Here is a 12,755-nt window from a genome sequence, read left to right as displayed (position 1 = left end):
AAAGAGGTGGTACTCTGAGTGCGGACCGATGGGCTCCCCCTTCTCCGAAGGGGGCTGGGGGGCTTTTTCCTTACGGGATTTTCGAGGAGCGGGACGCGACGAGGACTCTTTAAAATGATTTTCCCGAAACCATCTTATGGTATGAACTCATGCCCCGCAGAAACCTGAGATCCCACCTGCCCTACGACAAGACCCTCATCGAAAGAGCCCGCGACCTGCGCTCCCAGTCCACCCCCGCTGAAAACCGGTTCTGGCACCACTTGCGCCAGATGCCCTGTTATCAGGAAACGCAATTCAACCGGCAGAAACCCATTGGCACATTCATCGTCGATTTCTACTGCCACGCGTACGGACTGGTCATCGAAATCGACGGCGACACGCACGGTCCGGACGACGCGAAAAGGAAGGATACGGCGCGGACTGCATGGCTGGAGTCGCAGGGATTGAGGGTTCTGCGGTTTCAAAACCGTGAGGTGATACAGAACATCGAAGGCGTAATGAGCGTTTTGGAGAAGGTCATTGAAGAGATAAAGGAAGAAGCCCCCTAGCCCCCTTCGGAGAAGGGGGGACCCGTCTACCTCCAGGACAGAATCGTTCTAATGTGAAGACCCACTATTTAGCTGAAAGAAAAAAGAGACAAAAACAACAAATGGAACTACTGAAAGGACACGGGATGATAGCCAGCGAGCGATGACCTTTAGGTCCAATCCCAAATTCAAACCATTGCCACCGGGTGCAACCCGGCTCCCCCTTCTCCGAAGGGGGCTGGGGGGCTTTTTCCTTACGGGATTTTCGAGGAGCGGGACGCGACGAGGACTCTTTAAAATGATTTTAACAAGACTCTTGCAAGCGTAGGGGCCGGCCCTCCCAATCCGAACCCTTGAATCCACCCTGAAAACCTGTTTGCTTTTCCTACGCTCAATCCTCGCTGAACAGCGCGACGAGGCGTTTGTCGATGAAGTCGAAGCGTTCGGTGCGCACCCATTTCTGTTCCTTGTCGCGGCTGCCGGAGACGGCGGAGAAGTCGAGGTTGTCCGGGTTGCGCTTGATCATGCACGCATAGGTGATGGTCTCGGGCGTCTCTTCAATATCCAGATAATCGACGGTGCGCATGAACTGCGAACCTGTGGTCACGATGTCATCGACGATCAGCCAGTGCGTGTCGGCGGGGTACTTGGGCACGCCGAGTTGTTCGAGCTCGATGCGCCGGTGCGGCATGATGTAAAACTTGAGACCCATCATCTTCGCCAGGGTGTACCCGACGCGGATGCCCTCGGTCTCGATGCCGACCACGACTTCGAACTTGCCGTGTTCCTGCTGCCACGCTTCCAGCTTGCGCAGCAGCATGGCGCAGTAGGCCTCGTTCATGGTGTCGGACAGGGACGCGTAGTCGTAGTTGTAATGGGATTTGACGCCGGGACCGAACTCGAATTGCCCTTCTTTTTTGATTTCAGAAAACACGTTCCACCTCACAGAAAATTCGATGTCGTTATTGGGGTTGCAGAATTCGCTTGAGGCCCTTGGCCGGACTCATTCTTCTTCCGGCCAGCCGTATTTGCCGACCAGCGGCACGAACAAACAATGGTTGAGCATGGTTTTCTGCGCGACGCCGTTGTGCACGGTGACGCGGATCAACTCCTGCTGTTCGGAATCGCCGATGGGCAACACCATGCGGCCGCCGTCCTTGAGTTGTTCGAGCAACGTCTTCGGCACATCGGGCGCCGCCGCCGTCACCAGGATGGCGTCATACGGACCCTGGTCGCGCCAGCCGTAGGTGCCGTCGAAAATTTTGTAGTTGATGTTGGTGTAGCCCAGCCCGTCGAGAATCTGCTTGGCCTGGCGGCCCAGCGACTTGATGCGTTCGACGGTGAACACCTGCGCCGCCATCTCCGCCAAGAGAGCCGTCTGGTAACCCGACCCGGTGCCGATCTCCAGCACCCGCTCGGGGCCCTTGAGCGCCAAGGCCTCGGTCATGGCGGCAACAATATACGGCTGCGAGATGGTCTGGCTGTCGCCGATGGGCAGCGGGTGGTCGCCGTAGGCCTTGTGCTGGAACGACGGCTCGACGAACAGGTGGCGTGGCAGGCGGCTCATCGCTTCCAGCACGCTGAGGTCGCGGATGCCGCGGTCGATCAATTGTTCTTCGACCATTTTCTGGCGCCGGCCGGAATATTCGTGAGGGGAACGGGTTGTCAAACTCATGCGGTTTTTTTATCTAAAGGGGTTCGACAGGAGGCGGAAACCCCTGGACCGGTTTGGGAATGTTGCTTCTGCAACCAAAGCGTATGCACTCCGTGAGGGTTCCCGATGCGTGAAACGGTTGGAACGGGAACGCCCCCGGCTGTCAATGAATGGGAATGGACCGATCGGAACCAAACCGTTCGAATACAGGCTGAAACGGCGGTTTGACCCCGGCCGCGGGAGGTTGTATGGTATCCATCCGGCGCGGATCCTGATAAAAAATCAGGTCCCACTGGTCCTGGTACCGGTCATATTTCAACAGGTAGATGTTGTCGTCGTCGGCCTTGACCTTGAAGTAGTCGCACACTTCTCCCAGCCAGGCGTCGATGACTTCACGCACCTGGAACGATCGCCGAAAATCGCGGTCGGCGAGGGTGAACGCCACCGGGCGTTCGTGGACCTTATAGCCGGAGTAGCACTCTACCTTAATCATGTCGATTATGGTATGACTTGCACCGGCAAATGTAAACTCATTTTTTAGGCTCGAAAAAGCCTGAAAAACCGCATCCCAACGCGGTATAACGACCCATGCGCACCCCCGGCACCGCCTGCCTCGAACGCCACCTGAACGCCCTCGTCGGCGAACGCAATCCCTATACCTCGCCCGATGCCCTGGAGGCCGCCGGAGCCTATGTGGAATCGCAGCTGGCGGCGCTCGGCCTGAGCGTCTGGCGGGAGCCGGTGCCCTTCGACGGGCGCACGTATTTCAACGTGTTCGGCGAGTTGCCGGGGGCGGAGCCGGAGCGCGGCCTGTTGATCGTCGGAGCCCATTTCGACTCGGTCGAGGGCACGCCGGGGGCGGACGACAACGCCAGCGCCGTGGCGGCGCTCCTGGAGATCGCCCGCTGCCTGCAAGGCGTGGCGCTGCCGCTTACGGTGCGCTTCGCCGGGTTCACGCTGGAGGAGTATGCCTTCGTCGGCAGCGAACACCTGTGCCGTCGCCTCACCCGGGAAGGCACACCCATCGCCGGCATGATTTCGCTGGAAATGCTGGGCTTTCTAAACCGCGCGCCGGGATCGCAAACCTACCCGCCGTATGTCGATGCCACGCAATACCCGGATACGGGCGACTTCATCGCCGTCGTCGGCAACGAAGTCTCGCAGGCGATGACCGTATCGTTGGCGGGCGCGATGCAGCGGGCGGTGCCGGAGCTGGGCGTGGAGTTGCTGGTGGTGCCGGGCCGCGGCGACGATTTCCGCGACGTGCAGTTGAGCGACCACGCGCCGTTCTGGCAGCAGGGGCACAAGGCGGTGATGATCACCGACACCGCATTCTTCCGCAACCCGCATTACCACCAGCCGACCGACACGCTCGACACCCTCGACCTCGAGTTCATCCGCGACGTTACAAACGGCGTGGCGGCGTACCTGAGGTCTCCCCAATTATAAAAAATGGGAGCCCGTTTGGACCCCGTCTCATTTCATAAAACCATTTTTGCCGGCAATGGATCGGCACCTGCACGGTCATGGGTCTGCTCAGTCCCCGTCGGAAACCTTCTTCAACTGCCGTTTCATTTTTTTCTTCGTCTCAATCGGGTTCCGCACGAACAGATGAACCGCCAGCGCAAAGCCCAGGCCTATCAAAAGGCCGTTCAACAGATCGATGCTGACGATAGCGCCGAACGTGACCAGCCAGGTCAAACCATCGGCAAAACCCGCTTTGAACGTCTTCACCAATCCCCGCACGTTGAGCAGTCTGAACCCGGTCACCACAAGGATCGCGGCCAGCGCAGTGAGCGGAATGTGGCCCAACAACTCCGGCCAGGCCAGTGCGAAAAACAGGATGAAACTGCCGTGCATCACGGTGGACCAGCGCGTCTTCGCTCCGGAGTTGATGTTGGCCGAGGTGCGCGCGATGACGCCCGTCACCGGCAGTCCCCCCAAAACACCGGAGACCGTGTTGCCCATGCCCTGCGCCATCATCTCGCGGTTCAGGTCGCTGTCCGCGCGGTTGGATTCGCCGTCACGGTCCCTCACCAGAATGTCCGCGGCGCGCGCGGTGAGCAGGGATTCGGCGCTGGCCACCAAAGCGAAGGCCAAACCTGTCGCCAATAGAACCCACCCCTTGTCCATCCACTCGAACGAGAAGAAGTGGCTGAAGCTTTCTTTCGCTGTGGGAATGAGATCGCTGATGGAGAGACGGTCCATTTCCAGGTTGAAGCTGAGGAGCGTGGCAATGACCACCGCGGGCAGGGCGCCGGGAATCCAAGACAGTTTCGGAACCAGCCGTGGCCAGAAAACGAGGATGGCGATGGCCAACAGGCCGAGTGCCAGCACCGGCTCCACAATATAGGTTGCGTGCGTGATGGCGTCCTCAAACGTCGGCCATAACTTCAGCATCACTTCGAACGGCTTGCCGGAAATGCGCTCCCCGGCAAGCACGTGCAACTGTCCGACCAGGATGATGAAACCGATCGCCGACAGCATGCCGTGCAGGATGCTTTTCGGCACCTTGGCAAACAAACTGCCCAGCTTAAACGCTCCCAAAATGATCTGAAACAAACCGCAGAAAACAATGATGGCGGCGAGGGCTAGAATGCCATGGTCCTGCACCGCCTGATACACCAGCACCGTGAGACCTGCTGCCGGGCCGGATACCATCAACGGAGAGCCCGAGAGCAGACCGACCACGATGCCGCCCACGATGGCGGCGATGAGCGCGCTTTCCGCACTCACCCCGGAGACGATGCCGATGCCGAGAGACAGCGGGATCGCCACCAGGAACACCACCATGCTGGATAAAAAGTCCTCTCTCTTTATTTCAAACCCAGAAAAACTCATAAGTCATTTCCGTTTCCTTTCGTATCGCTGCATTCCGCTTTCATTTATTTATAAAAACGCAAAACGCTTCCTTTTATCCAACAAGACGCGTCTTCGGCAGGCTTCCATTCGCTGGGCGGCTCCATTGGAATTTCGGGCCGTGCCCCCGTCAAAACGGAAGAATACCACTATTTGTCTAAATAAAACGGATTTGAGATAAAGCAACATCGGCCCTGGAAAGGGAGCCGGCGGGATGGGGCAAACGGCCTTCTATTACAGAGGGTTTTATAAGGAGGGATTATTTGGAGGAAGAAGCGTCGTCGGTCGTGTTGTCGAGGGTTTCGCCCAGACGCTCGGCGTTTTTCTTGATGACCTTCTGCACCTTGCGCGAGGACTCCCGAATTTCATCCTCTATTCTATTGATGGATTTCTTCAGGCCGCTTTCCTTGTTCTTTTCGACCAGATCGTTTTTGGTTTTCTGAAACTGTTTTTTGGCGCGCTCGGCGTTTTCTTCCCAGTTGAGCGAATCGAGCACCTTCTCTTTCGCTTTTTCGAGCGCACCCGGCTCTTCCTTCTTGTTCTCCGCATGCAGGGGCATTGCGGCCCAGCACAGGGCCAGCAGGCATCCCATAAATATTAAAACCCTGCGTCGTATCGGGGTCATCTCACAATCCAGTTTTTGAGAGGTGGGACGAGCCATCCGGCCGGGCACCCTGCGGTCCGCGGTTGTGAGGCGTGGGCCGTCACTTGTCCTCCGCAGCCGCTGCCGGCTCTTCTTCCTTTTCATCCGTGTTCTTGCCGACCAGTTTTTCGAACGCTTCTTTCAGCGGGTTGGATTTTTTCTTGGCGTCTTCCGGCACCTCATTTTCCTTGGCGGCCAACTCGGATTCCACTTTTTTGGGTTGCGGCGGCGTCACCTCCTCAGGCTTGGGTTTGGGTTTGGGCTTGGACTGGCTTTCCACCTTCGCTTGCTCGTTGCTCTCTTCAGCCTCTTTTTTATCCTCGCCTTTCACCGTCTCGACGATTTTATCGATGGTATCGGAAATGAATTTTTTGGCCGTGGCGTTGGTTTTTTCCTCCGAAGACTCGACCTTGGCTTCGCCTTCCGCTTTTTTGTCTTTCACGGTATCGGTCAGTGTGGTGGCTTGCTCCTTGGCCGCTTCCACTTCCTCTTTCGCATCCTCTTCGTTCTTTTTATTGATCAACTGTTTGAGCGCTTTTTTGATGATGCCTTCTTTGGGTTTTTTCTCATCTGCAACGGCTTCCACTTCCGTTTTGCTCTCGGCTTTTTCGGTGGAGACCGTTTTCTCCGTATTATCGGCCAGTGCCGTCTCCTCTTTTTTGCCGTCGTCCTTGCCCACCAGTTTCTTGAACGTTTCCTTCAAGATGTTGGTGCTGGCGTTGGTTTTCTCCGACTCCTCCGGTTTCACTTCCGGCTCGGTGACCGGGTCGCTCCCGGCATCGGCGACCAGCACCGGCAACAGGCCGAACCGGCTGTCCGCCGCGAAAACGGCGTTGCCATGCACTCCGTACGCGATCAGGATCACGCCCATCAGCACTCTGAATCCAGTTTTGAATGCAACCACGATTTTCTCCCTAACCTGATGAATCCCTTGACATGAAATAGCCTCTCTTCGATTGTAAACGGAAATTATGCCATTGTAGTAGCAAAATCCTGCTTTTTTCTCCGGCCCGGCAGGGCGGTGGAACCGTCCCCCGATAAATCTTGAAATCAATGTCCTTTTTGGTCACAATGGGGCCATTGGAAATCAGCGAGGGACCATGTTAGCGTTCGCCTTAGACATCACCAAGACCCAGCCCAGCCATCCGGACGAGGCCAACAATCCCAAATTGAAGGAATACATGGATTATCAGCGTGCTCTCAATCACGAGAAGCTGATTTTTCACACCCTGGACCACGCCAAGACCGGATTGCAGACTGCCATTCAGGACAGTTGGGGCGAAAAAAACAAAACCGACGACTACGTCAAGAAACATTTTCCGGTCTCGCACCGCTACGCCGATCAGGAAACGCTGATGGTCATGCTGCGCAAGCTGGTCAACGCGCACAACACCACCAACAACTGGTACCGGCTGAACCCGTTTTATTGCGGTTTGATCTACGACGCCCTGGAAGACTTCCTCCGCATGTACAACCGGCTGGCGCGTGAAGAACCGGAAAAGGCGGAAGAGTTGGGCGTTGCCGAGGGCGGCCTGGAAGTCGATTTCGACGACTGGGTCCGCATGCACTTCCTCGACCTGGATTTCATGATCGGCCAGAAGCTGGACTACGTTCACTTCGCCAGCCGCCGCCGGAACCGCGCCATCGAAGCCTTCATCCAGAAACAGATCGACGCCGGGAAAAGCAAGCTGGACGCTGCCAAGGAAGCCGGCGACGCATTCAACATGGATGAAGCCTCGATCCGGATTTATCTCGGCTACCAGATCAACCATCAGGACCTGGAACTCTTTTACACCTCCGCCGAAAACCCCATTTACGAATACCTGTACGACCCCAACGCAGAAGAAGGCTTCATGGACGGGGAAACCCTCATTGACCATTCTTATTTCCTGGGACATCAACTCATGGGGTTGAGCGAATCCGAGACGGAAAAGGTCATCGAAGAAATTGAAAAGCTTTCAAAACACTGATCGCTGGGCTACACTGAAGCCCGTTCGGTAATTTTTTAATACAAGGCCCCGTGCGCGGGGCCTGATTTACAAGTGGACTATGTCGAATCATAATATGTCATGGGATGACCTTCACGATCAGGGGCCGCAGCAGGACCGTCCCCGTCAACGGCCCGGCGGCGGAGGCGAAGGCCCCGGCGGTCCGGGACCGCAAATGCAGATGCCGCAGTTCAAAATGCCGCCGCTCAAGCCCAGCACCATTCTGACCGCCGTCCTGGTATTGCTGGCGTTGTGGATTCTGCCCAGCGTGTTCTATTTCGTGGAACAGGATGAAGAAGGCGTGGTCACCCGGTTTGGGCGTTACGAGCGCACCACCCTGCCCGGCCCGCATTTCAAATTCCCGTCGCCCATCGAACATGTTTACACCCCGAAGGTCCGGCAGGTGCGCCGCACCGAAATCGGTTTCCGTCTCAACCAGGCAGGACAGGTGCGGGACTTCCCGCCCGAATCGCTGATGGTGACCGGAGACCAGAACATCATCGATATCGACCTGGTCGTGCAGTACAACATTTCCGATTCCAAGAACTTTCTGTTCGTGGTGCGCGATCAGGGCAAGGTCGTGCGCGACGTGGCGGAGACCGTCATCCGCGGCATCATCGGCAACAAGAAGATCGACGAAGCCCTGACCATCGGTAAGGCTGAGATTCAGATCATGGTTAAAGAACAGATGCAGCTGTTGCTGGACGGGTACGAGGCCGGCATTCACATCATCAACGTGCAGTTGCAGGACGTCAGCCCGCCCAAGCAGGTGGAAAGCGCATTCAAGGACGTGGTCAGCGCCCGTGAAGACAAGGAACGCATGATCAATGAAGCCCAGGGGTACCGCAACGCGGTGATCCCGGAAGCGCGCGGACAGGCGGCACAGATGGTGCGCAACGCCGAGGGCTACCGCGAACAGACCGTCAAGAAATCGCGTGGTGACGCCGCCCGGTTCCTGTCGCAATACACAGCCTACAAGAAGGCTCCGGAGATCACGAGACGGCGCATTTATCTGGAAACCATGGAAGAGATTTACCCGAAGATGAACAAATTTGTCCTGGGTGGAAAACAGGGAGGCGTTCTGCCCATTCTGCCGCTGGGCAAAAATTTGCAGGAAGCCATCAGTGGCCGCCAGTAAGCGGCCCTCGTTCACCGCAACCGGAATAGATCAATTATGAAACAGGTCAGTGTCGTTGCACTCGTCGTTTTGCTCCTCGTTCTTTACAGCTCCACCTTCACCGTAAAGATGACGGAAAACGCCGTGGTCCTGCAACTCCAGGAATACAAAAAAACCATCACCGAACCGGGACTGTATTTCAAGATTCCCCTCATCCAGTCGGTGACGTTTTTCACCAAACAGCTGCTGGTCAACGACGACGAGCCTTATGAAGTCATCACCAAGGACAAGAAGACCCTGCTGATCGACAACTATTCCATGTGGCGCATCACCGACTCGCTCAAGTTCCTGCAAACGGTACGCACGGAGCGTGGCGGCGCCGCCCGTCTGGACGACCTCATCAAGTCGGAGTTGCGGGTCGAACTGGGTACGCACGACCTGGTGGACGCCATCGTCAACACCCGCGAGCAGATCATGAAAAAGGTGGCGGAGGAAGTCGATAAAAAAGCCGCGGATTACGGCATCCAGGTGATCGACGTGCGCATCAAGCGCGCCGACCTGCCGCCGGAGATCGCCAACTCCATCTTCAACCGCATGCGCACGGAACGCGAACGCATCGCCAAGGAATACCGTTCTGAAGGCAAGGAGGAAGCCACCAAGATCCGCGCCGAAACCGACAAGGAAAAAACCATTCTGATGGCGGACGCCTACGAAAAGGAACAGACCATCCGGGGTCAGGGCGAAAATGAATCGATCCGCATTTATGCTGAGGCCTACAGCCGGGACCCCGACTTCTACGCCTTCATGCGTTCGATGGAGGCCTACAGGAATTCCCTGAAAACGGACACCACGGTAGTGATGGACGAGAAATCCGATTTCCTGGAATTTCTCAACAAAATCCGCTAGCCCGGGCGGGCGATCTCCCGCCCCGACCCGCATGAACGACTACAGTCCATGAAAATACTGATCGTCGGCGCCGGCATCGTTGGATTCAATCTCGCCCAGGAACTGTCCCATGAGGGACACGATATCTCCATCATCGACGAAAACTCCGAGCGCATCAAAAGCATCTCCGAAAAACTCGACGTGCTCGCCATCCACGGCAACGGCTGCATTCCCAGCACCCTCGTCAAGGCGCAGATCCGCGGCGCCGACATGGTGATCTCCGTCACCGATAAGGACGAGATCAACCTGATGGTCTGCTTCCTCGGCCAGAAGTTTGGCATCCCAAAACGCTTCGCGCGCCTGCGCAATGTGGAACTCACCGGCGCCAGCAAGGTGTTCAGTCCGCAGGAGCTGTTCGTCGATTACGCCATCAACCCCGGCGAGATCGTCGTCGATTCCCTGCTCAAAATCATAAAAACCCCGAGCTCCATCAACGTCGCCGAATTCGCCGGCGGGCAGATTCTGTTGCGTGGTTTCGAGATTGCGGAAGACGCGCCGCTGGTCGGCAAGACCATCAAGGAAATCCGCAGCGTGGCGGAGATGAATTCCTTCATGGTGGTGGCGCTGGTGCGCGACGGCAATCTGCACGTGCCCAAGTTCGAGGACGCCGTGCAGGCGGGCGACAAGGCGTACATCGTCATCGACAACGAATTCCTGCCGCTGGCTCTGCCCATGTTCAACAAGAAGGTCGAGGAGATCCACAAGGTCATCATGTACGGGGCCAACGCCATCTCCATCAACCTCGCCCGCGAGTTGCACAAGTTCGTCCACGACATTTCCATCATCGAGCCCAATCACGAACAGGCCAGCACCGCCGCCGACACGCTGGAGAACACCGTCATCCTGCACGGCAACGGCACCGACCCGCACCTGTTCAACGACATCAACATGAAAGACGCGGACCTGTTCCTCGCCCTGTCGGACAACGACGAGATGAACATCCTGTCCGCCCTCCTGGCGAAAAAACACGGGGCCAAGCGCGCCGCCGTCATCACCAACGATCCGGACTACATGCCGATTCTCGATTCCATCGGTATGGATATCAGCATCAACCCGCGCCTCATCACCGTCTCCGCCATCCTCAAGCACCTGCGCAAGGGCGAAGTGCTGAACGTGCACAAGCTGGCGGACGGCGAAGCCGAAGTCATGGAGATCCTGGTCCATCCCAAATCCGGCGCCGTCGGCAAACGCATCAACCAACTGCGCATGCCGACGGAGGCCATCATCGGCGCCATCGTGCGTAAAGGGGAAATGATCGTGCCCGCGGGCGCAACCGAGATCGAAGGCGAAGATACGCTGATCCTCGCCACCTTGCCGCAATGCCTGGAAAAAGTTGAAAAAATATTCAGCCAAAAAACGGGATTCTTTTCCTGATGAACCTTCAGGCTATTTTCAACGTCGTCGGGGTGCTGCTCATTCTGCTGGGCGCGATCCTGATCGTGCCGCTGCTGGTCTCCCTGTATTACATGGAACCCGGTATCGCAGGCGGCATGGCGCCGCACTCCGCGTTCCTGCTGGCCGCCATCTTTTCCATCCTCATCGGCTTCATCCTGTGGAAACAGTTGCCGTCCGGCATTGAGAAGCTGCGCGAGCGCGAGGGCTTCGCCATCGTCGGCGTCTCCTGGATTTCCCTGACGCTGGTGTCCTGCCTGCCCTTTTACCTGACCGGCGCCTGCGCCACGTTCGTCGATGCGTTTTTCGAAACCATGAGCGGCTTCACCACCACCGGCGCCTCGGTGCTGACCAACATCGACGCCCTGCCGCATGGCATCCTGTTCTGGCGCAACCTGATGCAGTGGATGGGCGGCATGGGCATCATCATGTTGTCGCTGGCCATTTTCCCGGCGCTCGGCATCGGCAGTTTCCAACTGTTCAAGGCGGAAATTCCCGGCGGCACCACCGTCGAGCGCATGCAACCGCGCCTGGCGGAAACGGCGAAGCTGTTGTGGACCACCTACCTCGTGCTGACCGGCGTCGAGATCGCCCTGCTGGTCGCAGGCGGCATGGGCTGGTTCGATGCCGTCTGCCACACGTTTTCGACGGTGGCCACCGGCGGTTTCTCGCCGCATCAGGACAGCGTCGGGCATTTCGACAACCTGTATTTCGAGATGGTCATCATCACCTTCATGTTTCTGGGCGGCATCAACTTCGCCCTGCACTACCACATGGTGCACCGCAACTGGGACGTGGTGACCACCAATCCGGAACTGCGTTTTTATACCCTCGTCGTCGTGCTGAGCGTGGGCGCCGCCACGCTGGGCCTGTGGCACCAGACCCCCGACGCCGGCATGGGCGACGCCCTGCGCCGCGCCGCCTTCAACGTCGTCTCCGTCAACACCACCACCGGTTACGCCACCGACGACTTCACCCAGTGGCCGGATTACCTGCAGGTGCTGCTGGTGGGAATCATGATGATGGGCGGCTGCGCCGGGTCCACCAGCGGCTCGTTCAAAGCCATCCGCGTGCTCATCATCCTCAAAGTCATTTACCGGGAATTGCAGAAACTCGTGCACCCGCGCGCGGTGATCAGCATCAAGGTCGGGCAGAAGGCCCTCGATGCCGAACAGGTCACCAACGTGCTTTCCTTGTGGGGCCTGTTTTTCGGGCTGTCGGGACTGGGCTACATTTCGCTGGCGTTGATGGGCGTGGACATGGCGTCCAGCCTGACCGGCACCATCGCCTGCCTGTTCAACATCGGTCCCGGTCTCGGGCAGGTGGGACCGGCGGGCGGCTACGCCGACATCCCGGCCACCGCAAAATGGATCCTCAGCCTGATGATGCTCATGGGCCGTCTGGAAATTTACGGAATCCTGCTGCTTTTCATGCCCATCACCTGGCGCAAATAACCACAAAATTGAATTGATTTTGGCGGTTTAATCACTTAGTATTCTCCTGTCCAATTCCAGAGGGCATCCTCCTTCATTCCTTGATTCCATAAGAGTTTATGAGCCAAGGTCGAAGTGCGCCCCCTGCCGGTGACTGGAGGCCTTCCGCCCCGGAACCGTTACCCAACACAACCTTT

13 protein-coding genes are annotated in these 12,755 nt (G+C 57.5%); 7 read left to right on the top strand and 6 right to left on the bottom strand.

Features of this window, described 5'->3' with window-relative positions:
* Positions 1-149: 149 nt before the first annotated feature.
* Positions 150-548 carry an endonuclease domain-containing protein gene (locus QML71_RS02150; RefSeq protein ID WP_282010255.1) on the top strand — a complete coding sequence of 133 codons (399 nt, stop codon included), beginning with the start codon at positions 150-152 and terminating at the stop codon, positions 546-548.
* A 370-nt stretch (positions 549-918) separates the two neighbouring features.
* Here QML71_RS02150 and QML71_RS02145 read toward each other — a convergent pair whose 3' ends face one another.
* The 3 genes from QML71_RS02145 to QML71_RS02135 all read right to left on the bottom strand — a co-directional run bounded on the left by QML71_RS02145 (position 919) and on the right by QML71_RS02135 (position 2,674).
* Positions 919-1,461 carry a phosphoribosyltransferase gene (locus QML71_RS02145; protein WP_282010254.1) on the bottom strand — a complete coding sequence of 181 codons (543 nt, stop codon included), beginning with the start codon at positions 1,459-1,461 and terminating at the stop codon, positions 919-921.
* Positions 1,462-1,530: 69 nt separating this feature from the next.
* A complete protein-coding gene (locus tag QML71_RS02140) occupies positions 1,531-2,202 on the bottom strand; it encodes a protein-L-isoaspartate(D-aspartate) O-methyltransferase (protein WP_282010253.1) in 672 nt (223 codons plus the stop codon).
* A gap of 142 nt (positions 2,203-2,344) precedes the next feature.
* The gene (locus QML71_RS02135; RefSeq protein ID WP_282010252.1) at positions 2,345-2,674 is read right to left on the bottom strand and encodes a hypothetical protein; all 330 of its coding nucleotides are present in this window, start codon (positions 2,672-2,674) and stop codon (positions 2,345-2,347) included.
* Positions 2,675-2,769: 95 nt separating this feature from the next.
* On the opposite strand from QML71_RS02135, the gene QML71_RS02130 reads away from it, so the two are divergent.
* Entirely contained in the window at positions 2,770-3,630 is an 861-nt protein-coding gene (locus tag QML71_RS02130; protein ID WP_282010251.1) for a M28 family peptidase, read from the top strand.
* Positions 3,631-3,717: 87 nt separating this feature from the next.
* On the opposite strand, the gene QML71_RS02125 is transcribed toward QML71_RS02130, so the two are convergent.
* From QML71_RS02125 to QML71_RS02115, 3 genes are all read right to left on the bottom strand, one after another.
* Positions 3,718-5,022 carry a SulP family inorganic anion transporter gene (locus QML71_RS02125; protein ID WP_282010250.1) on the bottom strand — a complete coding sequence of 435 codons (1,305 nt, stop codon included), beginning with the start codon at positions 5,020-5,022 and terminating at the stop codon, positions 3,718-3,720.
* 277 nt (positions 5,023-5,299) lie between these two features.
* On the bottom strand, positions 5,300-5,665 hold the full coding sequence (locus QML71_RS02120; RefSeq protein WP_282010249.1) for a hypothetical protein: 366 nt from the start codon (positions 5,663-5,665) through the stop codon (positions 5,300-5,302).
* A gap of 79 nt (positions 5,666-5,744) precedes the next feature.
* Positions 5,745-6,587: a hypothetical protein gene (locus QML71_RS02115; RefSeq protein WP_282010248.1), complete on the bottom strand. Its 843-nt coding sequence runs from the start codon at positions 6,585-6,587 to the stop codon at positions 5,745-5,747.
* Positions 6,588-6,783: 196 nt separating this feature from the next.
* Here QML71_RS02115 and QML71_RS02110 point away from each other — a divergent pair, with 196 nt between their 5' ends.
* From QML71_RS02110 to QML71_RS02090, 5 genes are all read left to right on the top strand, one after another.
* On the top strand, positions 6,784-7,653 hold the full coding sequence (locus tag QML71_RS02110; RefSeq protein WP_282010247.1) for a hypothetical protein: 870 nt from the start codon (positions 6,784-6,786) through the stop codon (positions 7,651-7,653).
* Between the two features lie 94 nt (positions 7,654-7,747).
* Positions 7,748-8,809, top strand: a complete 1,062-nt coding sequence (gene hflK / locus QML71_RS02105) for an FtsH protease activity modulator HflK (protein WP_282010246.1) — start codon at positions 7,748-7,750, stop codon at positions 8,807-8,809.
* A gap of 36 nt (positions 8,810-8,845) precedes the next feature.
* A complete protein-coding gene (gene hflC / locus QML71_RS02100; RefSeq protein ID WP_282010245.1) occupies positions 8,846-9,694 on the top strand; it encodes a protease modulator HflC in 849 nt (282 codons plus the stop codon).
* Positions 9,695-9,742: 48 nt separating this feature from the next.
* Positions 9,743-11,107 (top strand): Trk system potassium transporter TrkA, encoded by a 1,365-nt coding sequence (gene trkA / locus QML71_RS02095; protein ID WP_282010244.1) that lies wholly within the window; start codon positions 9,743-9,745, stop codon positions 11,105-11,107.
* Positions 11,107-12,579, top strand: coding sequence for a TrkH family potassium uptake protein (locus QML71_RS02090; RefSeq protein ID WP_282010243.1), 1,473 nt, complete (start codon positions 11,107-11,109; stop codon positions 12,577-12,579). The genes trkA and QML71_RS02090 overlap by 1 nt, the downstream gene beginning before the upstream one ends.
* Positions 12,580-12,755 lie beyond the last annotated feature (176 nt).

It is taken from the genome of Nitrospina watsonii, assembly GCF_946900835.1.
Taxonomy (GTDB): Bacteria; Nitrospinota; Nitrospinia; order Nitrospinales; family Nitrospinaceae; genus Nitrospina; species Nitrospina watsonii.
This window is presented reverse-complemented; position numbering and strand designations above follow the sequence as displayed.